This is a genomic window from Limimaricola sp. G21655-S1, from assembly GCF_027213785.1.
GTDB lineage: Bacteria > Pseudomonadota > Alphaproteobacteria > Rhodobacterales > Rhodobacteraceae > Limimaricola.
Window position 1 is genome coordinate 398,422 of sequence record NZ_JAPWGO010000001.1, and the last position, 26,719, is coordinate 425,140.

General features: G+C 69.5%; 21 protein-coding genes. 11 read left to right on the forward strand and 10 right to left on the reverse strand.

Features of this window, described 5'->3' with window-relative positions; translation table 11 throughout:
• Positions 1-8 precede the first annotated feature (8 nt).
• On the forward strand, positions 9-446 hold the full coding sequence (locus tag O4G76_RS02030; RefSeq protein WP_085896140.1) for a F0F1 ATP synthase subunit epsilon: 438 nt from the start codon (positions 9-11) through the stop codon (positions 444-446).
• A 68-nt stretch (positions 447-514) separates the two neighbouring features.
• Entirely contained in the window at positions 515-865 is a 351-nt protein-coding gene (locus O4G76_RS02035; protein WP_269395742.1) for an H-type lectin domain-containing protein, read from the forward strand.
• 82 nt (positions 866-947) lie between these two features.
• Here O4G76_RS02035 and O4G76_RS02040 read toward each other — a convergent pair whose 3' ends face one another.
• On the reverse strand, positions 948-1,151 hold the full coding sequence (locus tag O4G76_RS02040) for a hypothetical protein (protein WP_269395743.1): 204 nt from the start codon (positions 1,149-1,151) through the stop codon (positions 948-950).
• 444 nt (positions 1,152-1,595) lie between these two features.
• Complete coding sequence (ettA, locus tag O4G76_RS02045; protein WP_269395744.1) at positions 1,596-3,251, reverse strand: energy-dependent translational throttle protein EttA; 1,656 nt, start codon at positions 3,249-3,251, stop codon at positions 1,596-1,598.
• A gap of 126 nt (positions 3,252-3,377) precedes the next feature.
• Here ettA and O4G76_RS02050 point away from each other — a divergent pair, with 126 nt between their 5' ends.
• From O4G76_RS02050 to O4G76_RS02070, 5 genes are all read left to right on the forward strand, one after another.
• Positions 3,378-4,589, forward strand: coding sequence for an AI-2E family transporter (locus O4G76_RS02050; protein ID WP_269395745.1), 1,212 nt, complete (start codon positions 3,378-3,380; stop codon positions 4,587-4,589).
• A 90-nt stretch (positions 4,590-4,679) separates the two neighbouring features.
• Positions 4,680-5,714 carry an L-glyceraldehyde 3-phosphate reductase gene (mgrA, locus tag O4G76_RS02055; RefSeq protein WP_269395746.1) on the forward strand — a complete coding sequence of 345 codons (1,035 nt, stop codon included), beginning with the start codon at positions 4,680-4,682 and terminating at the stop codon, positions 5,712-5,714.
• Positions 5,715-5,838: 124 nt separating this feature from the next.
• Positions 5,839-6,294 carry a prepilin peptidase gene (locus tag O4G76_RS02060; protein ID WP_269395747.1) on the forward strand — a complete coding sequence of 152 codons (456 nt, stop codon included), beginning with the start codon at positions 5,839-5,841 and terminating at the stop codon, positions 6,292-6,294.
• Between the two features lie 117 nt (positions 6,295-6,411).
• Positions 6,412-6,990 (forward strand): nitroreductase, encoded by a 579-nt coding sequence (locus O4G76_RS02065; RefSeq protein ID WP_269395748.1) that lies wholly within the window; start codon positions 6,412-6,414, stop codon positions 6,988-6,990.
• Positions 6,987-7,691 (forward strand): EI24 domain-containing protein, encoded by a 705-nt coding sequence (locus O4G76_RS02070; protein WP_269395749.1) that lies wholly within the window; start codon positions 6,987-6,989, stop codon positions 7,689-7,691. Before O4G76_RS02065 ends, O4G76_RS02070 begins: the two co-directional genes overlap by 4 nt.
• Here the strand turns inward: O4G76_RS02070 and O4G76_RS02075 are convergent.
• Positions 7,681-7,974, reverse strand: a complete 294-nt coding sequence (locus O4G76_RS02075) for a DUF1467 family protein (RefSeq protein WP_269395750.1) — start codon at positions 7,972-7,974, stop codon at positions 7,681-7,683. The genes O4G76_RS02070 and O4G76_RS02075 overlap by 11 nt on opposite strands.
• A gap of 73 nt (positions 7,975-8,047) precedes the next feature.
• On the reverse strand, positions 8,048-8,452 hold the full coding sequence (mce, locus tag O4G76_RS02080; protein ID WP_269395751.1) for a methylmalonyl-CoA epimerase: 405 nt from the start codon (positions 8,450-8,452) through the stop codon (positions 8,048-8,050).
• Positions 8,453-8,604: 152 nt separating this feature from the next.
• Between mce and O4G76_RS02085 the strand changes: the two genes are divergently transcribed.
• The gene (locus O4G76_RS02085) at positions 8,605-9,324 is read left to right on the forward strand and encodes a response regulator (protein WP_269395752.1); all 720 of its coding nucleotides are present in this window, start codon (positions 8,605-8,607) and stop codon (positions 9,322-9,324) included.
• A 13-nt stretch (positions 9,325-9,337) separates the two neighbouring features.
• Here O4G76_RS02085 and O4G76_RS02090 read toward each other — a convergent pair whose 3' ends face one another.
• The 5 genes from O4G76_RS02090 to truA form a co-directional block, all read right to left on the reverse strand.
• Positions 9,338-10,534, reverse strand: a complete 1,197-nt coding sequence (locus O4G76_RS02090; RefSeq protein WP_269395753.1) for a DUF1501 domain-containing protein — start codon at positions 10,532-10,534, stop codon at positions 9,338-9,340.
• A 4-nt stretch (positions 10,535-10,538) separates the two neighbouring features.
• On the reverse strand, positions 10,539-11,915 hold the full coding sequence (locus tag O4G76_RS02095) for a DUF1800 domain-containing protein (RefSeq protein ID WP_269395754.1): 1,377 nt from the start codon (positions 11,913-11,915) through the stop codon (positions 10,539-10,541).
• A gap of 89 nt (positions 11,916-12,004) precedes the next feature.
• The gene (locus O4G76_RS02100; RefSeq protein ID WP_269395755.1) at positions 12,005-17,581 is read right to left on the reverse strand and encodes a translocation/assembly module TamB domain-containing protein; all 5,577 of its coding nucleotides are present in this window, start codon (positions 17,579-17,581) and stop codon (positions 12,005-12,007) included.
• Positions 17,578-19,407: an autotransporter assembly complex family protein gene (locus O4G76_RS02105; RefSeq protein ID WP_269395756.1), complete on the reverse strand. Its 1,830-nt coding sequence runs from the start codon at positions 19,405-19,407 to the stop codon at positions 17,578-17,580. Before O4G76_RS02105 ends, O4G76_RS02100 begins: the two co-directional genes overlap by 4 nt.
• Positions 19,408-19,521: 114 nt before the next feature.
• On the reverse strand, positions 19,522-20,295 hold the full coding sequence (gene truA / locus O4G76_RS02110) for a tRNA pseudouridine(38-40) synthase TruA (RefSeq protein ID WP_269395757.1): 774 nt from the start codon (positions 20,293-20,295) through the stop codon (positions 19,522-19,524).
• Positions 20,296-20,456: 161 nt separating this feature from the next.
• On the opposite strand from truA, the gene O4G76_RS02115 reads away from it, so the two are divergent.
• Positions 20,457-21,875 carry a YcjX family protein gene (locus tag O4G76_RS02115; RefSeq protein WP_269395758.1) on the forward strand — a complete coding sequence of 473 codons (1,419 nt, stop codon included), beginning with the start codon at positions 20,457-20,459 and terminating at the stop codon, positions 21,873-21,875.
• Positions 21,876-21,885: 10 nt separating this feature from the next.
• Complete coding sequence (locus O4G76_RS02120; RefSeq protein ID WP_269395759.1) at positions 21,886-22,896, forward strand: YcjF family protein; 1,011 nt, start codon at positions 21,886-21,888, stop codon at positions 22,894-22,896.
• Positions 22,897-23,051: 155 nt separating this feature from the next.
• On the opposite strand, the gene O4G76_RS02125 is transcribed toward O4G76_RS02120, so the two are convergent.
• Positions 23,052-23,453, reverse strand: coding sequence for a group III truncated hemoglobin (locus tag O4G76_RS02125; RefSeq protein WP_269395760.1), 402 nt, complete (start codon positions 23,451-23,453; stop codon positions 23,052-23,054).
• A gap of 244 nt (positions 23,454-23,697) precedes the next feature.
• Between O4G76_RS02125 and ileS the strand changes: the two genes are divergently transcribed.
• Positions 23,698-26,619: an isoleucine--tRNA ligase gene (gene ileS, locus O4G76_RS02130; RefSeq protein ID WP_269395761.1), complete on the forward strand. Its 2,922-nt coding sequence runs from the start codon at positions 23,698-23,700 to the stop codon at positions 26,617-26,619.
• The last annotated feature ends 100 nt before the right edge of the window (positions 26,620-26,719 follow it).

Sequence of the window (26,719 nt, forward strand, 5' to 3'; positions counted from 1 at the left end):
AGGGCTTCATGGCCGACACGCTGCAATTCGACCTGGTCAGCCCCGAACGGAAGCTCGCTTCCGTTCAGGCGACCGAGGTGCGCATTCCGGGCACCGATGGTGACCTGACGGCGATGGCGGGCCACACGCCCACCATCACCACCCTGCGTCCCGGCCTGCTGCAGGTCGTGCATCAGGGCGGGACCGACGACTACGTGGTCTCGGGCGGCTTCGCCGAGATCGGCTTCGATGGCGTCTCCGTGCTGGCCGAACGCGCTCTGCCGCGCGGCGAGGTCACGCAGGAGGTCTATGAAGGCATGGTCGAGGAGTTCGCCGCGGCGCATCGCGACGCGCGGGCGAGGTTCGAGAACGAGCCCGGCCCGGTGGACGACACGGCGAAGCTTCTCGCCGACATGGTCGCCGTCGGCACGCATATCGGGCTCGACCCGAAGCAGCCGAACTTCTGATCGGAACCACCGTTCCGCCATAGGGCCCCGCTTCGGCGGGGCCTTTTCACATTCTGCCGGGGCCTGCCATGACGCATTTCATCAAGGGTACGATCGCGATCGACCAAGGGGAGCTGATCCCCTTTTCGGATTTCGAGAATGACGGGCCGATGTGGACAGGGGAGGGACCGCGCGAGATCCGCCGCGCCGTCGCCTTCGGGACGCCTTTCGCCACGCCACCGGTGGTGCAGGTGGGGTTCTCGATGCTGGATATCTCGAACGCGGCCGGGGCCCGCATCGATGTCACGGCAGAGGATATCGACCGGACGGGTTTCGTGCTGCGGGTGGGCACCTGGGCGGACAGCCGGATCGCGCGCGTCCGGGTCGCGTGGATCGCCTTCGGGTCATGCCCCGACGAGGATCTCTGGGAGATCGGTTAGGACGGGAACAGCCGCCATAGCCCCTGCAGGGCCTGTCCCCGCTCCAAGGCGCCGAAGCGGAACGGCTTCGGCCGCGGAAGGCTCAGGCGAGGTGGCGTCCGGGGGCGCTGCGGTGCAGGGCGCGACCGGCAGGCAGGACCAGCCCGAGATAGAGGAGCGCCGAGAACGGGCCGGACATGATCCAGATCGCCAGCCCGGCAAGAAGGGAAACCTGACCAAAGCCCACCGAGAGGATCGCGATGACGAAACCCAAGAGGCTTCCGGCGAGAATAAAGATCGTGCCCATTAAAACGTCTCCTGCGATATGACCCGACCTTTTCAGGCGAATCCGGCGAGAGTGTGTCTGGTTCGGGGCGAAGCCCTGCTGCTGTCGGAAATGCCCCGAGAAGGCATGTGGAAATCTTCACCAATCGGTGAATTGAGATCAAGATAACACTCGGGGAAGAAACTGTCTTCAAACCGTCACGTTGGCTCCATTGCCTGCGACGACTGCCTAAGGCGTTTGCGATCCAACCGATTGATCCGGTTTTCTTTATGGGATGGCCAAAACCCGCCTATCGGTCGGAGCGGAGCGCGGACCGGCGATGCGCACTCCCGATCCAGGGAAAGCGCCTAATCCAAACGGCGTATTGCTGGAGAATCATTTCCGGCACGAACGAAAAAGGGCGGGGTCAGACCCCGCCCTTTCGAAATTCCGAAGATCGCGGCGGTCGTGGCCCGCCGCATCGCCTCAGCGGGTGAACTTCTTGAACTTCACCCGCTTCGGCTCGAGGGCGTCGGCCCCGAGGCGGCGCTTCTTGTCCTCCTCGTAATCCTCGAAGTTGCCCTGGAACCACTCGACATGCGCCTCGCCTTCGAAGGCGAGGATATGGGTGCAGATCCGGTCGAGGAAGAAGCGGTCATGCGAGATGACCACGGCGCAGCCCGCGAAATCCACCAGCGCGTCTTCGAGCGCGCGCAGCGTCTCCACGTCGAGGTCGTTGGTCGGCTCGTCGAGCAGCAGCACGTTGCCGCCATCCTTCAGCAGCCGTGCCATGTGGACTCGGTTGCGCTCGCCACCCGAGAGCAGGCTCACCTTCTTCTGCTGGTCGCCGCCCTTGAAGTTGAAGGCACCGCAATAGGCGCGGGAGTTCATCGAGGCATCGCCCAGCTCGATCACCTCGGCGCCGCCGGAGATCGCCTCCCAGACCGTCTCGTCGGGCCTCAGATCGTCGCGGCTCTGATCCACGTAGGACAGCTTCACCGTGTCGCCGAACTCGATCTTGCCCTCGTCAGGCTGCTCCTGGCCGGTGAGCATCTTGAACAGGGTCGATTTGCCGGCGCCGTTCGGGCCGATCACGCCGACGATGCCGCCCGGCGGCAGCGAGAAGTCGAGATCCTCGATCAGGAGCTTGTCGCCCATCGCCTTCTTCAGCCCCTCGACCTCGATCACCTTGCCGCCGAGACGCGGGCCGTTGGGAATGACGATCTGCGCCTTGCCGACACGCTCGCGCTCGGACTGGCTCGCCAGTTCCTCATAGGCCGCGATCCGGGCCTTGGACTTGGCCTGGCGCGCCTTCTGGCCCTGCCGCATCCATTCCAGCTCGCGCTGCAGCGTGTTCTGCTTGGACTTGTCCTCGCGCGCCTCCTGCTCGAGCCGCTTGGCCTTCTGCTCCAGCCAGGAGGAGTAGTTGCCCTCGTAGGGGATGCCCCGGCCGCGATCGAGTTCGAGGATCCAGCCGGTGATGTCGTCGAGGAAGTAGCGGTCGTGGGTGACGACGAGGATCGTGCCCTTGTACTCGATCAGGTGGTTCTGCAGCCAGGCGATGGTCTCGGCGTCGAGGTGGTTAGTCGGTTCGTCGAGGAGCAGCATGTCGGGCGCTTCGAGCAGCAGCTTGCACAGCGCCACGCGGCGCTTCTCGCCGCCCGAGAGGGTGCTGACATCGGCGTCGTCCGGCGGGCAGCGCAGCGCCTCCATGGCGACGTCGATCTGCGCGTCGAGATCCCACAGGTTCTGCGCGTCGATGTCGTCTTGGAGCTTGGCCATCTCCTCGGCGGTCTCGTCCGAGTAGTTCATGGCGAGTTCGTTGTAACGGTCGAGCACGGCCTTCTTGGCGGCGACGCCCTCCATCACGTTCTCACGAACGTTCTTGGTCTCGTCGAGCTGCGGCTCCTGCGGAAGGTAGCCGACCTTGGCACCCTCGGCGGCCCAGGCTTCGCCCTGAAAATCTTTGTCGATCCCGGCCATGATCTTGAGCAGGGTGGACTTACCCGCGCCGTTGACGCCGACCACGCCGATCTTCACGCCGGGCAGGAAGTTCAGCCGGATGTTCTCGAAGGTCTTCTTGCCGCCGGGATAGGTCTTGGAGACGCCGTCCATGTGATAGACGTACTGGTAGCTGGCCATCGGGGAACTCCTGTCTGCGATCGGCCCCCCTCATACGCCCGCGCGCCCGGCGTAGCAATCGGGCCCGCGCGGAACCGGCGCCCTTCGGTCACGTTGGGCGGCATCGTGCGGCCGGAGGTGGGAAAGATGGCGGAGCAGAGGTCGAAGGCCGGGGACACCGCGGAGGCGGACCCCGTCGATCCGCATATCGACCTCGCCGAGCGACGGCTCAGGGAACTGCGGATCATCCGGCGGCTGATGCTCGGCTCCTTCCTTCTGGCCCTGTTCACCGCGACCTATTTCGCCCGCGACGTGCTTTTGCCGATCGTGCTGGCGATCCTGCTGACGCTGACGCTTCGGCCGGTGGTGCGGGGCATGCAGCGGATCGGCATCGCGCCGGGCTTCAGCGCGGTTCTGGTGATGCTGGCGATCGGGCTCGGGTTCGCCGTCGCGGGCTATTTCCTCTCGGGCCCGATCGGCGACATGGCGGCGCGGGCGCCGCAGATCGGTTCGGAGGTGCAGCGCAAGCTCGCCGGGCTGATGGACCGGCTCGCCTCGATCCAAGAGGTCGGCGAGCAGGTCACCGAGATGACCGACGCCGCCGGCGCCACGGGCGAGGGCGAGAAGGTCGAGGTGGTGGTCGACCAGTCCGGGCCGATCCCGGCCGCCGTGGGCTCCGTCGCCTCGATCACCTCCTCGCTGGTGGCGGCGATGATCCTCACGCTGTTCCTTCTGGCCTCGGGCGACTTCTACCATCGTCGCATCGTCGAGGCCTCGCCCAAGCTGCACGACAAGAAGCGCGCGCTGACCATCGTGCGCGACGTGGAAAAGCAGATCTCGCGCTATCTCGGCGCGATCACCATGATCAACGCGGGGCTGGGCCTCGCCATCGGCATCGCGCTCTGGATCATCGGCCTGCCGATGCCGCATGTCTGGGGCACGCTGGCCTTCCTCCTGAACTTCATGCCCTTCATCGGCGCGATCATCGGTACCGCCGCGGTGGGGGCCTTCGCGCTGGTGTCGTTCGACAGCGTCCCCTACGCGCTGCTGGCGCCGCTGTCCTACTTCGCGCTGACCACCATCGAGGGCAACTTCGTCACGCCGATGCTGGTGGGCCGCAGGTTGGAGCTCAACATCGTTTCGGTCTTCGTCACCGTGGCCTTCTGGATCTGGCTATGGGGCGTGCCCGGGGCGGTTCTGGCGGTGCCGTTCCTCGTGGTGGTCAAGGCGGTCTGCGACCACGTGCCCTCGCTCAAGGCCTTCGGCTCCTTCCTGTCGGGCGACCCGGCGGTCAAGGCCGAGGACCGCGAGGCCGACCGGCAGGACAAGGAGGAGAAGCGCGCGGCGCGCCCGGCCTGAGCCCGGTTTGACAGCGCTCGGACCCCCGGCCTAGGGTCCGCCGCGACGCCCGGACCCGGACAGGGCCCCGGCCAAGAGGAGATCCACGAGATGAGCTATACCCCGAGCCCCGACCGCTACGAGCGGATGGTCTATCGCCGCTGCGGCCGGTCCGGCCTGAAGCTGCCCGCCGTCAGCCTCGGGCTGTGGCACAATTTCGGCGACGACACTCCGCACCAGACCAAGCGCGAGATCTGCCGCACGGCCTTCGACAACGGCATCACGCATTTCGACCTCGCCAACAATTACGGCCCCGAGCCGGGCGCCGCCGAGAGCGCCTTCGGAGAGATCCTGAAGACCGATTTCGCCGGTTATCGCGACGAGATGATCATTTCGTCGAAAGCCGGTTACCACATGTGGGACGGCCCCTATGGCGAGTGGGGCAGCCGCAAGTACCTGATCGCGTCCTGCGACCAGTCGCTCAAGCGGATGGGGCTCGATTACGTCGACATCTTCTATTCGCACCGCTTCGATCCGGAGACGCCGCTCGAAGAGACCATGGGCGCGCTCGATCACATCGTGCGGTCGGGCCGCGCGCTCTATATCGGGATCTCGAGCTACAACTCCGAGCGCACCCGCGAAGCGGCGGCGATCCTGAAGGATCTCGGCACGCCCTGCGTGATCCACCAGCCGAGCTACAACATGCTCAATCGCTGGGTCGAGCATGACGGGCTCAAGGACACGCTCAAGGAACTCGGCATCGGCTCGATCGCCTTCACGCCGCTGGCGCAGGGCATGCTGACCAAGAAGTATCTCGGCGGCATCCCCGAGGACAGCCGCGCCGCGCAGGACAAGTCGCTGTTCCCGTCGATGCTCACCGAGAAGGCGATCGGCAACATCCGCAAGCTCAACGAGATCGCCGAGGCGCGTGGCCAGACGCTGGCGCAGATGGCGATCGCATGGGTGCTGCGCGAGGGCGGTATCACCACGGCGTTGATCGGCGCCTCTAAGCCGAGCCAGGTGATCGACTGCGCCGGCGCAGTCGGCAATCTCGACTTCACCGCCGACGAGCTGGCGAAGATCGACGAATATGCCGACGAGGAGCAGATCAACCTCTGGGCCCGCTCCGCCGAGATCGAAGGCTGAGGCGAGACCGGCGGGGCGCGTTGCCACGAACGCGCCCCGCTTTGGCCCACGAATCCCCTCTCCGGCCGGGCAGGGTGGCTTTCGGAGCCGCGCATCGGGCGCGGACCGAGCCGGAGACGAGCCGATGCAGGACCTGCCGCTGATACTTGCCGCGCCGCTGATGGCCGCGATGATCTGGACCGACCTGCGACACATGCGGATCCCCAACATGCTGGTAGGTGCAGTGGCGCTGCTCGGGATCTGCTGCGCGATCCTCGGGCTGATGCCGGATCTCGGGATGCGGCTGATCGCCGGGGGCGCGGTCTTCGTCGCGGGGCTCGGGCTCTTTGCCATCGGCACCATGGGCGGCGGCGACGTAAAGATGCTGGCGGTGCTGGTCCCCCTGATCCCGCCCGAGGCGTTGCCCAGCTTCGCGGTGCTTCTCTCCGCCACGATGCTGGCCGGAGTGCTGCTGCTGACCGGGGCGCGCCGCGTCGCGGGCGGGCCGGAATCCGCATGGGTCAGCCTGCGCGCCACGGGCCGCTATCCGCTCGGCCTCTCGATCGCCACGGCGGCGATGATCCTGCCGCTGGCGATCTGACCGGGGCACGCAGTCCCGCCTGAGCGGGTCGCGGCTTCGCTTGGCATCCCGGGCGGCACCTTTTCTCCGGCGGCGATCTGCGTCAGGAAGGGCGCGACCAAGCCTTCCGGAGACGACATGCCCGATCCCAACCCGCAGGCGCTCGATTTCCTGCTGACGCGCCGCTCCCGCCCCGCCAAGACGCTGACCGCGCCCGTGCCCTCGCGCGAGGAGCTGCTGCCGTTGCTCACCGCCGCGCTGCGGGTTCCGGATCACGGCAAGCTCGAACCATGGCGGCTCGTCGTGCTGGAAAAGCCGGCGCTGGCAGGGCTGGCGGCGCGCGTGCCCGCCCGCGCCGAGGCGCTGGGCATCGATGAGGGCAAGCGCGACAAGGCGGTGGCGCAGTTTCGCGACGCCGATCTCGCGGTCGCGGTGATCTCCGCCCCGAAGGAAAGCCACAAGGTGCCCCGGATCGAACAGGTCCAATCGGCCGCCTGCGTCTGCCTGTCGCTCCTGAACGCGGCGCTGGCGGCGGGCTGGGGGGCGAACTGGCTCACCGGCTGGCCCAGCCATGACCCGGAATTCTGCCGCGAGGGGCTGGGGCTGGAAGAGGGCGAGAGCGTCGCGGGTCTGATCCATATCGGCACCGAGACCGTGGCGGTGCCGGAGCGGCCGCGCCCCGACGTGATGGCGCTGACGGAGTGGCGCTCGGCATGATCCTGACGGATTTCATGCGCGCCTTGGCGCAGATGTTCGACCCGCGCTTCCGCCGGGTGCTCTGGCTCGGCATCGGCCTGTCGGCGGGGCTTCTAGTCGCGCTCTATGCCGGGCTTCTGGCGCTGGTCGGGCTGTTCGCGCCCGACAGCGTGACGCTGCCTCTGATCGGCGAGGTGGCGTGGATCGACGACGCGCTGGGCTGGGGCTCGCTGTTGCTGATGCTCGGCCTTTCGGTGTTCCTGATGCTACCCGTGGCCTCGATGATGAGCGGCTTCTTCCTCGAAGAAGTGGCCGGTGCGGTCGAGGCCCGGCACTATCCCGGCCTGCCGCCCGCCCGCACGATCCCGCTGGCGGACCAGATCCGCGACACCTTTGCCTTCCTCGCGGTGCTGGTGCTCGTGAACGTCGCGGCGTTCGCGGTGAGCCTCGCCTTTCCGCCCGCCGCGCCATTCCTGTTCTACGGGGTCAATGGCTGGCTGCTGGGGCGCGAGTATTTCCAGGTCGCGGCGATGCGGCGCGAGGGCCGGGCGGGGGCGCATGCCATGCGCCGACGCCATCCGCTGCGGATCTGGGGCGCGGGCTGTCTGATGGCGGTGCCGCTGACGGTGCCGGTGGTGAACCTGCTGGTGCCGGTGCTGGGCGCGGCCACCTTCACGCATCTCTATCACCGGCTGGCGCGGCGGCGGCCCGCTACTCGCTGACCAGCGGGCCGTTGGCCGGGGCCATGCGGCCGAACACGTCGATGTCGCGCACCGTGACGCCGCCCCACAGGATGAAGGCCGAGAGCGCGGCCCAGATCGGCACCGCCCAGAGCGTGGTGATCTTTGCCTTGCGGCCCAGCCGGAAATTGGCCGGGGCCGAGGCATGGGTGCCGGGCACCGTCTCGCCCGCATCGCCCTGGGTGACGAGCCGCAGCGGCAGCACGATGAAGAACACCATGAACCATGTCACGGCGAAGAGCACGAAGGCGGCGGTGATGGTCATGGCATCTCCACGGGGGCAGCCCCCCTGTTGTATTTCATCTCGGGTCATGCGGGCCGTGGGCCCCGCCTCTCGGTCAGACCTGTTCGATCTCGATCAGGCAGCCGTCGAAATCCTTGGGGTGCAGGAACAGCACCGGCTTGCCATGGGCACCGGTCTTGGGATTGCCGTCGCCCAGCACTCGCGCGCCTTCGGCCACGAGCCGGTCGCGGGCCGCGTAAATGTCCTCCACCTCGTAGCAGACATGGTGCATGCCGCCCGAGGGGCTCTTTTCGAGAAACCCCGTGATGGGCGAGGCCTCGCCCAGCGGCTCCATCAGCTCGATCTTGCTGTTGGGCAGTTCCACGAAGACTACGCGGACGCCATGCTCCGGCAGCGCCTGCGGGGCGCTGACCTGCGCACCAAGCGACCGGGCATAGCGGTCGCGCGCGGCGGCGAGGTCGGGCACGGCGATGGCGACATGGTTGAGGCGACCGATCATCGGAAAGCTCCTGCTGACATGGGGGCGATATGGCGGCTCGGACCCGGTGGCGCAACCGCGCGGATCGTCGCGGCTTAAGACGGGATTCACCCTGTCCGGCGAGACTGCCCGAAGCAAGGGCCCTTCGGGCCCGACCCCAAAGGGAGCCCAGCATGCCGGTCAACATCCCCTTTCCCGGCGCGCGCGCGCCCACCGCGGACAGGCCGCTGCTCGGGCTGACCGTGCTGCTGGTCGAGGACAGCCGCTTCGCCTGCGAGGCGATGCGCCTTTTGTGCCTGCGCTCCGGTGCCCGGATCCGCCGCGCCGACAGCCTGCACAATGCCCGCCGCCACCTGCGGGGCTACCGCCCCGACGCGGTGATCGTCGATCTCGGCCTGCCGGACGGCTCGGGGGTCGAATTGATCCTCGAACTGGCGCAGGCCACCCCGCGGATCGACATGCTGCTGGCCACCTCCGGCGATCCGGATGGCGAAGCGCCGGCGCGCGCGGCCGGGGCGGACGGCTTTCTCGCCAAACCGATCGGCCGACTGGGGGAGTTCCAGCAGGCGCTGCTCGCGCATGTGCCGCCCGATCGCCGCCCCGGGGGGCTTGGGTGCCTTCCGGTCGGCGAGGAGATCCGTCCCGATCCGGTGGCGTTCCGCGACGATCTGGCGCTGGCGGCCCAGCTGATGCGGCACGGTCGCGCGGACGAGCGGGTCATGGCCTATCTGGCGCAGTTCCTCGCCGGGGTGGCGAAGGCCGCCGGCGATGCGAAGCTCTGCGCGGCGGCCGAGGCGCTGTCCGTCGCGCGGCATGGGGGCGCGGCGGGCCCCGCCTTCGACCGGCTGGCGGCGCTGGTCGAGGATCGGCTCGCGGCGCCGGCGGCGCTTTGAGCCGTGCCGCCGCTCAGGCGAACAGTCCGGGATCGGCGCCGAGTTCGAGCCCCGGGAACACCGATCCCTCGATCACCGATCGGTCGAGGCCGAACAGGCCGCGCATCACCCAGCCCGCATGGGCGCGCAGATCGCGCGTGGGCATCAGGTCGCGCCGGTCGTAGAGCGCGGCCTCGGACAGGCCGGGCCAGTCGCCCAGCACCCGCCCGCCGCGCAGCGCGCCGCCGGCATAGAGCATCGCGCCGCCGGTGCCGTGATCGGTGCCCTTCGTGCCGTTCTCGCGCGCGGTGCGGCCGAACTCGGTCACGCAGAGCACCGCGGTCTTTTCCCATGCGGGGCCCAGCCCCGCCTCCAGCGTCAACAGCGTGTCGGCGAGCCGCCCCAGCGCCCGGCTTAGCCCGACCGACTGCCGTTCATGGGTGTCCCACCCGGTGAGCGAGAAGCTGGCGATCCGGCTGTCGCCCCGAAGCCGCGAGGCCGCGAACTCGGCCAGCCGCACATGGTCGCCGCGCAGCGCCTCGTCGCCGTTGTCACCCATCTCAGCGGCCTGACCGGTCTCTTCGGCGGCGAGGCTGTCTACGATGTCCATCGCCTCGGCCACGGCGTCGCGGAACAGCGGATCGTCATGGGTCACAAGTTCCAGCAGCCGGCGCCCCTGCGGGGTCAGCTCCAGCCGCGCCTCGGGCGACCAGCGGGTCGTCGCGGCGCGGCCCGACAGGATCAGCATCTCCTCGCGGCCGATCGCATAGGCGGTTTCGGCGGAAAGGCCCGGAATGGTCTGCAGCATCCGGTTGAGCCAGCCATCGGCCCCCGCCTGTCCCGGCGTCCCGGCTTCGAGCAGGTCCTGCCCGTCGAAATGGCTGCGCTTGTCGCGATAGGGTGTCGAGACGGCATGGACGGCGCCGAACTCGCCGCGTTTCCACATCGGGGCCAGCCGGTCGAGCGCCGGATGCAGTGCGTAGAACCCCGCATCGATGGCGCCGGGATCGGCTTGGACCGCCAGCGTCGGGCGCAGCGCCGCGAGGGCGGGATCGCCCACGGGGCGCACCACGTCGAGCCCGTCCATCGCCCCGCGCAGCACGATCACGACGAGCCGGTTCTCCCACGGCGCGCTGGCGAAGGCCATCGGCGTCAGCAGCGGGCTCGCCGCGGCGGAGCATCCCAGCGCGAGGCCGCCGCCCAGCACGGAGCGTCTGTCGATCCCGGTCATGCCGTCATCTCCTCTGGAAGGCGGGGCTGGACAGCACCACCCCGATCGCCTCGGCGCGGCTTTCGGCGGCCCGGGCCGCGAAGACCAGCGCCTCCGGCGCGTCGGTACCCACGGCGACCCGCACGAAGGCGCGCGGGTCGGGCAGGTCGTCGAGCAGCACCGATGGCGTGTTCATCGCCCAGTCGATCCGCGCGGCCATGCCATGCGGGGTGATCCAGGCCTCGGCGGCCTCGGGCCAGCCATCGGGGCCGGGTGGCCGTTCCCAAGGCTGCCCCATCCGCATCAAGGGCTGGTACAGCTGCCGCCTGAGATCGGGCGTGCCAAGCCCCGCGATGGCCTGCGGGGCCACGCCGAGCGCCCGCAGCGCGCTCTGCACGAAACCGTAAGGCTGCTTGATCTTGCGCGGCTCCGGCGACCAGGCGGCGGGGTGTTCCAGAAGCGTCGCGGTGACCGCGAGAAGGTCGCCACGACTGTCGCGCCAGACCGTTTCGAGCGTGGCCACAAGCGCCTCGTCGGGATCATCAGCCACGAAATGCACCGCGATCTTGCGCGCCATGTGACGGGCGGTGGCGGGGTGACGCGCCAGCATCCTGAGCGCCTCGCGGATCGTGTCGAAGCTGGCGCGGTCGGAAAAGGTCATGCCAAGCACGGTCTCGGCGCCCGGCTCGGCCCGGTCCGGACGGTATTCCAGGCCGCGCGCGGGGCTCCAGCTCAGCCCGGTGAGCAGCTCGGCCAGCTCGCGCACGTCGGTCTGGTCATAGGGACCGTCCACACCCACCGTGTGCAGTTCCAGAAGCTCGCGCGCGAGATTCTCGTTCAGCCCGCCGCCGCGGCGCCCGGCGCGGCTGTTCGGCCCGGTCGATCGCGCCTGATCCAGGTAGGCGAGCATCGCCGGATGGGTGACGACGGCGATCAACAGCTCCTCGAAGGGGGCGGCGACGCGCGGCCGGATCGCCTCCTCGACATAGGGGGTGATCAGGTGACGCCAGGCCTGCACTGGTGCCCGTGTGGTGAAGTGATCGGCCCAAAACCGCACCAGACGCTCGTGCAGCCCGCCTTCCGGCGCCGCGACGCCGCGGGCAAGACTGGTCGCGAAATTGCGCCAGCCAAGCGCGCGCGCCGCGGCGCTCAGCTTGTTCTGCGCATCACGCGCGGCCTTCTCCTGCGCGCTACCGCGGGCCGCGCGCTTGGCACGGCCGGCCTCGTACCATTCGACCAGGGTCGGTCGCGCCTCGCCGAAGGGGGGGATCGGAAACTCTCGGGCGATCTCGTCACGCCCGCTCAGCGGTCGCAGCATCGCCGCGACGCTTTCGGGGGGCGGCTGCACCGGCGACAGGCCGGTGCCGAAGCGGATGGCGGCACGAAGCGGGTCGAAGGGCACGGGCGAATCCTTCTCGGTATCTGCCGATCATATAGGCAGGCGCCGCTCCGGGCGTGAGCCCCGCCGCGCACGCGCGGCGGGAATCCGCCTCAGTAGTCGCGCTCGAAGAAGATCCCGAGCGAGGTCTCTCCATCGCTGCTGACGCGGCCCTGCGCCGTGATGTCGTCGGTCACGTCGAGGTTGAGGTTGATCGAGGTCTGGTCGGTGCCGACGGTGACGTCGGTATAGACGTTCTCAGAGAGGTACTTGCCGGCGCGTACGGCGGCGTTGCCCTCGTCGTCGGTTGTGATGTCGAGATCGTCGAGGCCGGTATCGGCCCGGAAATCATCGATCAGCCCGCCGCCGCCGGTGCCCGCCAGCGTACCCACCGCCGCCGCGAGCTGCACCGCCTGCAGCGGCGAGAGCGAGGTGATGTCGCGCCCGAAGATGAGCTGGGCCAGCACCTCGTCCTGCGGCAGGTCCGGCGTCGATTCGAACCGCACCTCGGGCTCGCTCGCCGGGCCTTCGATGATGATCCGCACCTGCGTGCCGGTCGCGGCCTGGGTGGTGGCCACCAGCCGGATGAAGGGGCTGAAATCGCCTTGCAGATAGGCACCGCCCTCGTCGAGCTCGAAGCGCTGCTGCAGGATGTCGAGCCGGCCGCGGATCAGTTCGAACTCGCCCACGGGGATCACCTGGTTGGTGGTGCCGCTGATCTCCAGCTCGCCACCCAGCTCGGCGTCGAGGCCACGGCCGCGGATGAAGATGCGCGACGGCGCGCTGATGGTCACGTCGAGCCCGTAGCCCGGGCCGGAGGGTCCATCGGCCTCGGCCGCGCTTTCGCCGATGTCGACCCCGGCGATGCTCAGCCCGGCCCGCGCCAGCGTGCGCTGCACCTCCTGCGGCGCGTTGACGTGACGCACCTCCGGCAGGTCGCCCAGAGCGCCGATGCCGGAAGACGGCACCTGGATCTCGGTCTGGCCCAAGGCGACCAGCCCGGAGATCAGCGCCCCGCCGGCCAAGGGGCCGGTGACGCTCAACCGCCCGTCGGCAGTGGTCTGGTAGAGCTCGGGGTCGCGCAGCTCCAGATCGTCGAGCGTGATGACCAGATCGGCGTCGAAGCCGCCGGTCAGCGCCACGGGACCGGAGACGCCGATTCGGCCGCCCTTTTCCAGCGCCGCGGCGAGCGACAGCTCCGCCCGATCGCCCGAGAGGCGGATGGTGGTGTCGATGTCCTGCACCGTGAGGCCGACGGTCGGCACCGCGAGCTCGGCACCGGCGGTGGAGATGGTGCCGGTCACCGATGAAAGGGCAGGGGGCCCCTCGACCGAGAGATCGAAGCGGGCGGTGCCGTCGAGACGGCGCGGCTCGATCAGATCGTTGACGAGGCCGAGCTGCGCCTCGCCGGTCACGTCGAGATCGAGTGTGCCGTTGGAGAGGTAGCGCCCCGAGACATCCGCCGAGGTGCCGCCCGGCCCGGTGGCCGAGACGTCCAGATCGAGATCGCCTGCCGCGTTGCGCGCGGCGGTGCCCGAGGCCGTGACGGGCCCCGAGAAATCGGGGGTGAACAGGCCGATATCGTTCAGCCGCGCCTCGAAGCTGGCGCTCTGATTGCTGCCCGATCCGGTGGCATCGGCCTGCACCGAAAAGGCCGGGAAGCGGATGTCGAGATCCTGCACCGCGATCTCGCCCGGGGCGTCGCGGCTCAGCCGGGCATCGATCGAACCGGTGCCGTCGAGCAGGCGAGAGGCCGCCTCGACGCCGATGTCGAGATTGGCGGCCTGACCGTCGATGGTGACGTCGAAGGCGGAGAGATCCGGCATCACGCTGCCCGCGGCGTCGAGATCGACGCTGCCGCCCAGGGGGCGTCCCGCGAGCTGTGAGAAGGGCGCGAGTGACGCGATCTCGGTCGCGGCGCTGAAGGTGATCCGGCGGCCCTGCGCCTCCGGGGCGACGCGGCCCGTGGCGGCAATGTCGGTGCCTTGGGCGCGGCCGGTCACGTCGAAATCGATGCCGCCCGCGGCGTCGCCCGAAGCATTGGCCGAGAGGGTGGCGGGACCCGACAGCCCCGGCGCGAAGGGCGCGATCTCGGTCAGCTCGATATCGACATCGCCGGTGGGCAGCCCATCGGTCACGGTGGCCTCGCCCATGGCGCGGATCTGCGGGTTCACAAGCGTGAAGCGGGGCAGGGCGAAGTCCTGCGGGCCGGAGCGGATCACCTGCGCGTCGAGCACCGTCTCGCCCGCGAGCAGCGGGTCGAGCTGGCCGATGCCGGTGGTCACGTTCGAGGTCGTGCCGTCGAGCGTCACGTCGAAGCGTGACAGGTCGGCGCTCGCGGTGCCGTTGGCCCTCAAATCGACCGCGCCCGAGAGGGGGCGGCCCGCCAGCGTGCCGATGGGCGCGAGGTCGTCGATGTCGATGTCGATGTCGAAATCGCCCGCGCCGTCCTCGATCGTGGCAGAGCCCGTGACGTTGAGGCCCTCGGAGGCGACGCGCAGGTTCTCGACCAGCAGGTCCTCGGGGCCGGTACGCACCGCGTGGCCCGAGAGCGTCAGCTCGCCGCCGAACAGCTCGTCCGCCTCTGCCGTGCCGGTCGAGAGATTGGTGGCGCGACCATCGAGGGTCACGTCGAAGGTCGAGGCGTCGAGCGCGGCGGAGCCCTGCGCGCTGAGCTGCGCCTCGCCCGCGAGCGGGCGGTCCACGGCCTCGCCCACGGCAGAGAGGTCGCGCGCGTCGAGGTCGAGGTCGAACTCGGCCAGTCCCTCGACCACCTCGGCGCGGCCCGTCGCGGCAACGGCGGGGCCGTCGAGCTTCAGATCCTCGACCGAGAAGCTGTCCGGCCCGGTGCGGGTGGCCTGGCCCGAAAGCGCGACCCGGCCCCGCAGCAGCAGGTCGGCCTGGGCGATGCCGGTGACGAGATCGGTGGTCACGGCGTCGAGCGTGAGGTCGGCGGCGGAGCCGTCGGTCTCGGCCGTGCCGGCCGCATAGAGCCGCGCGGCGCCGGAGATCGGCCGGTCGAGCGCTTCGCCAAGCGGCGAAAGGTCAGAGGCCTCGGCCTCGATGTCGAATGTCGCGGTGGTCCCGTCGAGGGCCGCGTCGCCACTGGCGCGAACCCAGGGGGCCGAAAGCACGAGATCCTCGACCGTGAAGGCCATCTCGCCGCTGCGGACCGCATGGCCGGCGATCTCGACCCGGCCTCGCAGCAGCGGGTCGGCCTGCGCGATGCCGGTGACGAGATCGGTGGCGCTGGCGTCGAGCGTGATGTCGGCCTCGGAGAGATCGGTCTGCATCGAGCCCGCCGCCGAGATGTCGATCGCGCCCGAGAGCGGCATCGCGACCGCCTCGCCCACCGGGCCGAGATCGGATGCGGCCGCGTCGATGTCGAAGGTCGCGGTGCCGCCGTCCAGCTCGGCGCGCCCCGTGGCCCGGAGGCTCTGCGAGGTCATGTCGAGATTCTCGACGCGGAAGCTCTCGGGGCCCGAGCGCAGGGCGCGACCCGACAGAGTCGCCTGTCCCCACAGCAGCGGGTCGGCCTGGGCGACGCCGGTGACGAGATCGGTGGTCTCGGCGTCGATCACGAGGTCGAAGGTCGAGGCGTCGGGCGCGAGCGTGCCCTCGGCCGAGAAGACCGCCGCACCGGAGAGATCGCGGCCCGCGATCGAGGAGAAGGGCGCGATGTCACGCAGATCGGCGGTCATGTCGAGCGTGACCTGCCCGCCTTCCTCCTCTGGGGCTTGGGTGGCGTCGATCACGGCACGGCCATTGGGCAGCTCTGCCACCACGTCGGCGCGGGTCACGCCGGCCGCATCGCGCGAGGCGGTGCCGGTGAGGGTCGCGGGGCCCTCGACCCCGTCGAGCGCGAGGCCCGCATCCTCGACCGAGATGTCGAAGCGGGCCTCGGAGGCCCCGGAGGTGATGTCGGCCTCGGCGGTGGCGGTCAGCCCGGGCGTGGTGATCGCCAGATTCTCGACCCGGGTGCCGGTCTCGTCCCGCGCGGCCCGGAGCGCGATCTCGCCCGCGCCGCCGATATAGGGGTCGAGCGGTTCGATCCCGAGCGCCAGATCCTGCGTGGTCCCCGACAGGGTCACGTCGAAGATCCCGTCGAGCGGGCGGATCGTGCTGTCGATGTCGAGATCGGCGGCCCCTGCGAGATCGAGGCCGGTGAGGCCCGAGAACCGCTCCAGCCGATCGGCGGCAAGCTCCACGGTCGAGCTGGTTTCGAAGCCGTTTTCGGAACCGGCGACGGTGCCGGTGGCGTCGAGCGCGATGCCCGGCCCGTCCAGCGTGACGCGGTCGATGGTGACCGGGCCTTCGCCGTCGCGTTCGAGCACGATTTCGCCCGCGATCTGCTCACCCAGCGCCTCCGCGAGGTCCTCGTCGTCGAATTGCAGCCCGCGCGCGGTGTAGTCGATATCGGCGGTGAACAGGCTCGGCGCGACGTCGCTTTCGCGCACGATCACGCCGCCGCCCTGCACGGTGAATTGCGGGATCGTCAGCCCGGGACGCGCGAAATCGCGGGCGGTCAGGTCGATCACCCATTGATCGCCGATGCTGGCGTCGAATTGCAGCGCCAGATCGGCGCCGCCGATCCGGGTTTCGCCACCGGCCACGGGCAGGACGACCGGGCCGCCATCCTCGCCGCCGATGCTGCCGTTGAGATCGAAGCTCTCGGGCCAGCCATCGGCGCCGATCCGGGCCGAGCCGTCGAGCGTGAGCGCCTGCGCCTCGATCGAAAGCCGCGACAGCGCCAGCGCGCCGTCGGCGCCGCGCGATCCGGTGACGGCGAGCCCGACATCGGGGCCGAAGAACTCGGCATAGTCGGGCGCGATCAGCGGCGTCACGTCGCCATCCACGTCGAGCGAAAAGGCCAGCGGCGCGGTGCCACCCTCGGGCGCTTCGCCCCGGTCGAGCGCGAAATCGCCGCTGATCCGTGGCTGCCCGTCGGTGGCCAGCGAGATCGCCGCGTCGAAATCGTCGATCGGCCCCGCGCCCTCGACCCTGAGCGCCACAGAGGGGCGGCCGGGCAGGTCGAGCGCCCGCGCGGCGATGCCGTTCTCGGCCTCTTCCAGCGCCAGCGTCAGGTCTAGGAGGCGGCTGTCGTTGGAATAGCTGCCCGAGAGTTCGAAGCGGCCGGTCTTCTCGCCCAGCCGCTCGGCGGTGAGCTGCGCCTCGCCTTCGCCGCCCGCGAGCTGCGCCGAGCCCTGCACGGTGAGCGCGACTTCCTCGTCGAGAAACGCCTCGCCCAGCACCAGCCGGTCGATCGAGAGCTCGTCGAGCCGGATCGAGACCGGCAGTTCGGGCAGGGAGAAGGGCGTGGCCTCGGCCGCGGGCGCTTCTTCGGCACCGGCCACCGGCGGCCGGGTCAGTTCGATCAACTCGGCCGAAAGCTCCTCGACCTCGAGCCTGCCGCGCAGCAGCGCCGAGCGATTCCAGTCGAGCACGAGGTTCTCGGCCCTGAGCCAGACGCCTTCCTCGTCGGCGATGGTCATCACCTCGATCGAGGCGGCGGAGCTCAGCGCGCCCTGAAAGCCGGTGATGATCACTTCGCGACCGGCGCCCGAGAGGTTGTCCTCGATCAGCCCGGTGAGAAAGCCGCGATCGCGCTCGGCCTGCTCCTCCTGCGCGGGGAGCATGGTCGGCGCGACGGTGGCGATGGTGATGGCGGCGGCGCGGGAGAGCTGTTTCAAAACGACTGTCCTATTCCGATATAGACATGGACGCTCTCATAGGCGTCGTCGCCGGTGACCGGCGTCGCGAGGTCGAGCCGTACCGGCCCGATCGGCGTGGCATAGCGAATCCCCGCCCCGGCACCGGCCTGGAAGTCGCCCTCGCCATCCGGCAGGGCATCGGCCTCGACATAGCCGATGTCGTAGAATCCCACAGCGCCGATCTTCTCGGTCACGTCGAACCGCGCCTCGAGCTGGGCGCCGGCAAAGCTCTTGCCCCCCGAGCTGACCTCGACCGGGCCGTCGCCGAAATCACGCGTGTAGGTGACGCCGAGCGACTGGTAGTCATGGCCGCGCACGGTGCCGCCGCCGCCGGAGTAGAACAGGAAATCGGCGGGGCTGTCCTCGAGGCTCGAGAGCAGCACCGAGCCGAGCTGGCCGCGCGCGGCCAGCGTCAGCCGCTCGGTCTCGCCGAAGCTGCGATAGGCGCGCGTGTCGACATAGAGCCGGAGCCCGTCATCGCTGCCGGTCACGCCGAGAAAGGGGGTGACCTCGACATCGACGAAATAGCCGTTCTGGGCATCGAGCGCGGCGTCGCGCCGATCGAGCGTCGCGTCGAGCGGCAGGGTCAGCAGCGTATAGTCGCGAACCCGCGCATCGGTTTCCTCGCGCGCGGTCAGGATGCCGATGGCGCCGGAGTAGCTCAGCGTCTCGTTGACGTAGCGCGACAGGCCGATCTCGGCGCTGAACTGGTCGAGCAGGTAGTCGATCTCGTCCTCGCGCTTGAGCTCGGCCTCGGCAAAGAGATCGACATCGGCGCGGAACGTGGCAGGGCGGTTGAAACTGGCGCCAAGCCGGTAATCGGCGCCGCCCGAACCGGTGACGCCGGGCACCTCGCCCTCGATGCCCGAGATCTCGCCCTCGATGCGCAGCCGCTCGGCCCCGCCCAGAAGGTTGCGATGCAGCCAGAAGGCAGAAAGGCCCAAGCCCTCGACGGTGGAGATCTCGGCGCCGAAGCCGATCCGTCGCGGCAGCGCTTCGGTCACGGTCAGCTCGAAGGGCAGGGTATTGTCCGGGCCGATCTCCTCGCTCTCGATGAAGGCCACCGAATCGAAGGCGCCGGTGCGGCGCAGCCGGGTCGCGGCGAAATCGAGATCCTCGGGATCGTAGGTGCGGCCCGTCGGCAGGTCGGCGATGGCGCGGATCCGCTCCTCGCGAACATCCTCGTTGCCGGTCACGGTGAGCGCACCGAAACGCAGCCGCGGTCCCGGGGCAAGGCGCACGGCGGCGTCGAGCCGCTCGGTCGCGTGGTCGGCGACGATCTCCTGATCCGCGACCTCGGCCTTGGCGAAGCCCACCGCCTCCCATGCCTCGACCCCGGCGCGCGCGGCGGCCCGCACCGATTCGGCGCGCGCGGTCTCGCCGGTGGCAAAGCTTTCGGGCAGTTGGGTGTCGGGGGCCAGCGGCGCGATCTCGGTACGACCGAAGGTGAAGCGCGGCCCCTGGCTCACCCGGATCGCGATGTCGTCGATCCGCGCCGGCGCGTCGAGCGGCGCGAGGGCCGCCGCTTCCTCGCCATTGACGAGAATCGAGATCGTGCCGCCGAAATAACCTTGGGAATAAAGCCCGGTCAGCAGCCGCCGGTAATCGGCCCGGGCGGCGGCGACGTAATCCTGCGGGGTCGGGTTCTCGTCATCCTTGAGCGCCACCAGCAGCGAGGAATTCTCCAGCACGCTTTCGAGTTCGTCATCGGCGACGTCGATCTCGAAACGGACATCCTGGCCCAGCGCGGCGGATGTCGACAGGGCGAGAACCGACAGGCCGGTCAACACGGCGATATGGCGCAACTTCGATGTCCTCCCGGCGAACCGCTCTTTATTCGTGGCGCGGTCTGGGCCGGGCCTTGGCCCTATTGCTATCCTATCGAGACCGGGAGGCAACAGCCCGTTCCGGGCCCATGATCAATTGTGATCGAAGGGATCCGGCTCGTATCCCACGGCGGCGAGGTAGAGCCCGTGCGGCGGACAGACCGGGCCGCAGGCGGCGCGGTCGCGCGCCTCGAGCGCTGCCGTCACGTCATCCGGGCTCCACGCGCCGGCGCCGACCCGCTCCAGCGTGCCGACGAAGCTGCGTACCTGGTTGTGCAGGAAGGAGCGGGCTTTCACGTGAAACCGGATCTCGGGGCCCGAGGGGCCCTCGATCGCCTCGATATCGAGCCGGTCCAGCGTGCGTAGCGCCGAGTTGGCCTGGCAGATCGAAGAGCGGAAGGTGGTGAAATCGTGCCGCCCGACGAGCCGGTCCGCGCCCGCCTGCATGGCTTCCGCGTCCAGCGGGTGCGGCACCTGCCAGGCGAGACCCTTGTCATGTGTCAGCGGCGCGCGGCGCGTCACGAGACGAAACAGGTATTGCCGCCACGTGGCCGAGAACCGCGCATGGAAATCCTCCGGCACCACGGCACAGGCGGTGATCGCCACCGGATCGGGCTTGAGATGATAGTTCAGCGCCTCCGAGAGGCGGAACGGGTCCCAGTCCTTCTCGAGATCGCAATGCGCAACCTGGCCCAGCCCATGCACCCCGGCATCGGTGCGCCCGGCGGCGGCGATGGTGTGCGGGCGCCGCTCCAGCTTTCCGAGCGCGGCCTCGATCGCACCCTGCACCGAGGGGTGGTCCGACTGGCGCTGCCAGCCGGAAAAGGGCGCGCCGTGATATTCGACCTTGAGTGCATAGCGTGGCATGGCGCTGCGGGTAGCCCCGGTGCCACCGCTTGGCAAGCGCGCGCAGGTCCCTTTCATCTTTCTCCAAATACGCAAATCCGTGGGTGGTGCGGGGTGCGCCCCTGTGCATTCCGGGTGGGCATGCCTATCTTCGCGGCGAATGGCGGGCAGGGAGCGGCACATTGGTCATCGGGGCGATCACGCAAGGATTCACGCGCGGCGTCGAGGGGGTGGCGGACCGGCTGGTCTCGCCATTCACCGATCCGGTGATCCGGCTCGGCGTGACCGGGCTGTCGCGGGCCGGCAAGACGGTGTTCATAACCTCGCTGGTCGCGAACCTGATGGATCGTGGCCGGATGCCGCAATTCGCCGCCGGACCGCGCATCCAGGGCGCGGTGCTGCGCCCGCAGCCCGACGACACGGTGGCGCGGTTCGACTATGAGGGGCACATGGCGCAGCTCATGGGGCCCGAGCCCAGCTGGCCCGAGGGCACGCGACGGGTGAGCGAGCTGCGGCTCAGCCTGCGGGTCCAGCAGGGCGGGCTGCTGGCGGGGGTGCAGGGACCACGAACCGTGCATCTCGACATCGTCGATTACCCGGGCGAATGGCTGCTCGATCTCGGGCTTCTCGAAAAGGACTACGCGCAATGGGCGCGCGAGGCGCTGGGCCGGGCCGAGCGGCGGGCGGCGGCGATGCCGCAGGCGGCGGCGCTGCTCGCGGCGGTGGCCGCAGCGGAGGCCGAGGCGCCGTTCGAGGAGCCGCGCGCCAAGACGCTGGCTCGGGCCTTCACCGAATATCTCAACGCCGCGCGCGAGGCGGGCTATTCGGACTGCACGCCGGGGCGGTTCCTGCTGCCCGGCGATCTCGAAGGTTCGCCGGTGCTGACCTTCGCGCCGCTACCCGGCGCGCCGGGCGGCAAGGGCAGCCTGAAGCGCGAGATGGAGCGGCGATACGAGGCCTACAAGCGCGAGGTGGTGAAGCCGTTCTTCCGCGATCACTTCGCCCGGATCGACAGGCAGGTGGTGCTGGTCGACGTGCTGTCCGCGATCCATGCCGGACCGCAGGCGGTCGAGGATCTGCGCGCCGCGATGGCCGACATCCTGCGCGCCTTCCGCCCGGGCCGGAACGCGTTCCTGAGCCGCATTTTTCAGGGCCGGCGCATCGACCGCATCCTGTTCGCCGCGACCAAGGCCGATCACCTGCATCATTCCGAGCATGCCAAGCTCGCCGCGATCACCGAGGCGCTGTTGCGCGACGCGCGCGACCGCGCCGATTTCGCCGGGGCCAGGACCCAGGCGATGGCGATCGCCGCGCTGAGGACCACGGTCGAGGACCGGATCAGCCATGGCGGCGAGATGATCGACGTGGTGCGCGGCAAGCTTCTGGAAACCGGGCGGCAGGCGGCCCTGCATGCGGGCGCGCTGCCGGACGACCCGTCCCTGCTTCTGGCGCCCGCGCGCGCCGGGGCGGAGCGCTGGCTCGACGGGGACTACTCGGTGATGAATTTCGGGCCGGCGCGGATGGTGCTGAAGCCCGGCGAGGGCCCGCCGCATATCCGGCTCGACCGCGCGGCGGAGTTCCTCTTGGGCGACCGGCTGTGAGGAGGCAGGCATGAGCGACCAGAAACGCCGCGGCCCGGTGATGATCGATCTCGAAGAGGAGGCGGCGCCCGAGGTGACGCCCGCCACCGCGCCCCCCGTACCCGAACCGGGGCTGCCGCAGGGCGCGGCGCTGCAACGCGCGGCGGTGATCGCGGCGCGGCCGCGCTCGGCGCTCGCGCGCTGGTTCTTCGCGGCGCTGGCCACGCTTCTGGGCTTCATGCTCTCGGTCGCGGCCTGGAACTGGGTGGCGGGGCTTCTGGCCGCGAGCCCGGTGCTGGGGATGGTCGCGAGCCTGCTTCTGGCGCTGGTGCTGGCGCTGCTGCTGGCGATCGCGGCAAAGGAGTTCTGGGCGTTCCGGCGGCTGGCGCGGCTCGACCACATCCAGAGGGATGCCGGCGCGGCGCTGGGCGCGCAGGACCTGTCGCTCGCGCGATCGGTCTCGGCGCAGATGCTGTCGCTCTATGCCGGTCGCGACGAGTTGGCGCCGGGGCTGGCGCGGATCCGGGCGCGCGAGGGAGAGGTCTTCGACGCCGACGGGTTGCTGGCGCTGTCGGAAACCGAGCTTCTGGCGCCGCTCGACGCCATGGCGCTGCGCGAGGTCGAAGCGGCGGCGCGGCAGGTGGCGACGGTGACGGCGGTGGTGCCCTTGGCGCTTGCCGACGTGACCGCGGCGCTCACCGCGAATCTGCGGATGATCCGGCGCGTTGCCGAGATCTATGGCGGCCGCTCCGGCACGCTGGGCGCCTGGCGTCTGACGCGGTCGGTCTTCACCCATCTCGTGGCGACCGGCGCGGTCGCGGTGGGCGACGACCTCGTCAGCTCGGTGGCGGGCGGCGGCGTGCTGAGCCGCGTTTCGCGCCGCTTCGGCGAAGGGGTGGTGAACGGCGCGCTGACGGCGCGGGTGGGCGTCGCCGCGATCGAGGTTTGCCGGCCGCTTCCGTTCCGCGCGGCCAAGCGCCCCTCGGTCTCGGGCCTCGTGGGAAGGGCGCTGACCGGGCTGTTCGGGGCGCGCGAGGGCTGACCGGCCGGGCGCAGCCTGGCTGATGGCTGCATCTCGTCGTTTCGATGATCGAGCGCGCGGGCAGTGCGCCGAGCACGTCGATCCCGGTTTCGGTGGGGCAGGGAGCGCGCCCCGTTTGCCGATGCGGGTTTCCCCGTATCTTCGGGGCGTGCCAGCTAGAGCAGCTTCGGAATGCCGCCCGGAAGTGTCTCGCGCTCCGTGACACCGGCGCGCAGCGTCCGGCCGATGCGATGCGCCAGCGCCGACCACGCGGCGGCGGTCTCGGGTGGAAGCTCCTCGCGCAGCGTCATGTCGAACAGCGCCAGCCACGGCGCGAACATGCCGGGCCGCACGTCGCGGGCCTCGCGATGCACCGTCACCGGGCTGCCGCGATAGCCGGGACGGCCGAGGATCGCGCTTTCCCAGAAGGTCACGATCCGCGCCTCGTGCTCGGGCCAGTCGGTGACGTGGCGCGCGAAGACCGGGCCGAGACCGGGATGGGCGCGCACGCGCTCGTAGAACCGCGCGACGACGCGCGCGATCTGTTCCGGCGTGATCTCGATGCGCGGTTCCGGCATGGCGGGCTCCTTCCGATCCCTGTCATAGACCCAAGCCCGGGCATGGGAAACCGGGGCGCGCTTTACCCGCCGCGCGGCCGCGCCTATAAGCGGCGCCATGACGGCCCTTCGCGCCCATATCACGCGAATTACCGGCCCGGCGCTCTGAGGATCAGGGCCGCCGGGACAAGGCGCATGAGCTGACGCCGCGCCGCCCTTCACCAGACATTCCGATACGACCGGACTTCGACAGGACCGAACAGCGATGTGCGCCGATACGCCCGAGAACCAGACCGACACCCCCGACTACAAGGACACCCTGAACCTGCCGCGCACCGATTTCCCGATGCGCGCGGGCCTGCCCAACCGCGAGCCGGGCTGGCTCGCCCGCTGGGAGCAGATCGGGGTCTATGACCGGCTGCGCGAGAAGGCGAAGGGCCGCAAGCCCTTCACCCTTCATGACGGCCCGCCTTACGCCAACGGCAACCTGCATATCGGCCACGCGCTCAACAAGATCCTCAAGGACATGGTGGTGCGCTCGCAGCAGATGATGGGCCGCGATGCGCGCTACATCCCCGGCTGGGACTGCCACGGCCTGCCGATCGAGTGGAAGATCGAGGAGCAGTACCGCAAGAAGGGCCAGGACAAGGACAAGGTCGACGTGATCGACTTCCGTCAGGAATGCCGGAAGTTCGCCGAGGGCTGGGTCGATATCCAGCGCGACGAGTTCAAGCGGCTCGGCGTCACCGGCAAGTGGGAGAAGCCCTATCTGACGATGGACTTCCACGCCGAGCGGGTGATCGCCGAGGAGTTCCAGAAGTTCCTGATGAACGGCGTGCTCTACCAGGGCTCCAAGCCGGTGATGTGGTCGCCGATCGAGAAGACCGCGCTGGCCGAGGCCGAGGTCGAGTACCACGACAAGGAAAGCTTCACGATCTGGGTGCGCTTCCCGGTGCTGGGCTCGGACGACCCGCTGCTTCAGGGCGCGGATGTCGTGATCTGGACCACCACGCCCTGGACCATTCCCTCGAACAAGGGCGTCGTCTACCACCCCGACATCTCCTACGGCGTCTACGAGATCACCGGCGCCCCGGAGGACAACTGGGTGAAGAAGGGCGACCGGCTGCTGCTCGCCGACAAGCTGGCCGAGGGCTGCCTGGCCAAGGCCCGCGTCGATGGCTGGGAGCGGATCGGCGACGCACCCGCGCTCGACGGGCTGTCGGTCGCGCATCCCTTTGCCGGCATCGAGGGCGGCGAGGGAGAGTGGGACCAGCCGCGCGACTTCCGCGCCGCGCCCTTCGTCACCGACGAGGACGGCACCGGTTTCGTGCATTGCGCACCCAGCCACGGCATGGACGAGTTCGAACTCTACCGCGATGCGGGGATGCTCGCGGAGGTCATCACCTACAACGTCGAGGAAGACGGCTCCTTCCGCGCCGACCTGCCGCTCTTCGGCGGCAAGCGCATCCTCAAGCCGAACGGCAAGGAAGGCGACGCCAACGCCGCCGTCATCGAGAAGCTGGCCGAGAGCGGCAAGCTCTTCGCGCGCGGCAAGATCAAGCACTCCTACCCGCATAGCTGGCGCTCCAAGGCGCCGCTGATCTTCCGTAACACGCCGCAATGGTTCGCCGCGATCGACCGCGAGGTCGGCGACGGCCAGGACCGGTACGGCAAGACCATCCGCGAGCGGGCGCTGACCTCGATCGACGAGTTGGTGACCTGGACGCCGAAGACCGGCCGCAACCGGCTGCATTCGATGATCGAGCAGCGGCCCGATTGGGTGCTGTCGCGCCAGCGCGCCTGGGGCGTGCCGCTGACCTGCTTCGTCAAGAAGGGGGCCCGCCCTACCGATCCCGACTTCCTGCTGCGCGACGAGGGCGTCAACGCCCGGATTCTCGAGGCCTTCGAGGCCGAGGGTGCGGATGCGTGGTACCGCGACGGCGCCAAGGCGCGCTTCCTGGGCGATGCCGTGAACCCCGATGATTACGAGCAGGTTTTCGACATCCTCGACGTCTGGTTCGATTCCGGCTCCACCCATGCCTTCGTGCTGCGCGACCGTGAGGACGGCTCCGAGGACGGTCTGGCCGATCTCTACCTCGAAGGCACCGACCAGCATCGCGGCTGGTTCCATTCCTCGATGCTGCAATCCTGCGGCACCAAGGGGCGCGCGCCCTATCGCGGCGTGCTGACGCATGGCTTCACGCTCGACGAGAAGGGCATGAAGATGTCCAAGAGCTTGGGCAACACCGTCAGCCCCGCCGACGTGACCAAGCAGTACGGCGCCGACATTCTCCGGCTCTGGGTGGCGCAGTCGGACTACACCGCCGACCTGCGGATCGGGCCGGAGATCCTCAAGGGCACCGCCGACGGCTACCGCCGACTGCGCAACACCATGCGTTTCCTACTGGGATCGCTGGCGGACTTCACCGAGGCCGACCGGGTTGAGCCCTCGGAGATGCCCGAGCTGGAGCGCTGGGTGCTGCACCGTCTGGCCGAGCTCGACCAGACCGTGCGCGAGGGCTACGACGCCTACGACTTCCAGGGCGTGTTCCAGTCGGTCTTCACCTTCGCCACGGTGGAGCTCTCGGCCTTCTATTTCGACATCCGCAAGGACGCGCTCTACTGCGACGGCGACACCGCGCGGCGCCGCGCGGCGCGCACCGTGCTCGACCTGCTGTTCCACCGCCTGACGACCTGGCTCGCCCCGATCCTCGTCTTCACGATGGAAGAGGTCTGGCTGGAGCGGAACCCGGGCGACGACGCCTCGGTGCATCTCACCGACATCCCCCAGACGCCGCAGGCGTGGCGCGACGAGGCGCTGGCCGAGAAATGGGCGGCGATCCGCAAGGTGCGGCGGGTGGTGACTGCGGCGCTCGAAGTGGCGCGGCGCGACAAGGTGATCGGCGCCTCGCTCGAAGCGGCGCCGGTGGTGCATGTGCGCGACGCCGAGGCGCTGGCCGCGCTCAAGAGCGTGAGCTTCGAGGATCTGTGCATCACCTCGGCGATCTATTTGACCGGCGACCCGTCGCCCGCCGAGGCGTTCCGCCTGCCCGAGGTGGAAGGCGTCGGCGTCGTGTTCGAAGCGGCCGAGGGCGAGAAGTGCCAGCGCTGCTGGAAGATCCTGCCCGATGTCGGCACGCATGCGCATCCCGGCGTCTGCGCGCGTTGCGACGCGGCGCTGGCGTGACGATCATCCGGCGCCGCCCCAGCCGCGGCGTCGGATTTGCGTATTTGGAGAACAAAGTTGCCAGGCGCGCCTCTGGTGACTTTGTTCCGCAAATACGCAA

Bases quoted from the DNA above. Each gene is read 5' to 3' on its own strand.
- ileS (WP_269395761.1), top strand. From the start codon at position 23,698: ATGTGCGCCGATACGCCCGAGAACCAGACCGACACCCCCGACTACAAG.
- O4G76_RS02065 (WP_269395748.1), top strand. From the start codon at position 6,412: ATGCCCGATCCCAACCCGCAGGCGCTCGATTTCCTGCTGACGCGCCGC.
- O4G76_RS02120 (WP_269395759.1), top strand. From the start codon at position 21,886: ATGAGCGACCAGAAACGCCGCGGCCCGGTGATGATCGATCTCGAAGAG.
- O4G76_RS02075 (WP_269395750.1), bottom strand. From the start codon at position 7,974: ATGACCATCACCGCCGCCTTCGTGCTCTTCGCCGTGACATGGTTCATG.
- ettA (WP_269395744.1), bottom strand. From the start codon at position 3,251: ATGGCCAGCTACCAGTACGTCTATCACATGGACGGCGTCTCCAAGACC.
- O4G76_RS02090 (WP_269395753.1), bottom strand. From the start codon at position 10,534: ATGACCGGGATCGACAGACGCTCCGTGCTGGGCGGCGGCCTCGCGCTG.
- O4G76_RS02035 (WP_269395742.1), top strand. From the start codon at position 515: ATGACGCATTTCATCAAGGGTACGATCGCGATCGACCAAGGGGAGCTG.
- O4G76_RS02085 (WP_269395752.1), top strand. From the start codon at position 8,605: ATGCCGGTCAACATCCCCTTTCCCGGCGCGCGCGCGCCCACCGCGGAC.
- O4G76_RS02030 (WP_085896140.1), top strand. From the start codon at position 9: ATGGCCGACACGCTGCAATTCGACCTGGTCAGCCCCGAACGGAAGCTC.
- O4G76_RS02125 (WP_269395760.1), bottom strand. From the start codon at position 23,453: ATGCCGGAACCGCGCATCGAGATCACGCCGGAACAGATCGCGCGCGTC.
- O4G76_RS02050 (WP_269395745.1), top strand. From the start codon at position 3,378: ATGGCGGAGCAGAGGTCGAAGGCCGGGGACACCGCGGAGGCGGACCCC.
- O4G76_RS02060 (WP_269395747.1), top strand. From the start codon at position 5,839: ATGCAGGACCTGCCGCTGATACTTGCCGCGCCGCTGATGGCCGCGATG.
- mgrA (WP_269395746.1), top strand. From the start codon at position 4,680: ATGAGCTATACCCCGAGCCCCGACCGCTACGAGCGGATGGTCTATCGC.
- truA (WP_269395757.1), bottom strand. From the start codon at position 20,295: ATGCCACGCTATGCACTCAAGGTCGAATATCACGGCGCGCCCTTTTCC.
- O4G76_RS02040 (WP_269395743.1), bottom strand. From the start codon at position 1,151: ATGGGCACGATCTTTATTCTCGCCGGAAGCCTCTTGGGTTTCGTCATC.
- mce (WP_269395751.1), bottom strand. From the start codon at position 8,452: ATGATCGGTCGCCTCAACCATGTCGCCATCGCCGTGCCCGACCTCGCC.
- O4G76_RS02070 (WP_269395749.1), top strand. From the start codon at position 6,987: ATGATCCTGACGGATTTCATGCGCGCCTTGGCGCAGATGTTCGACCCG.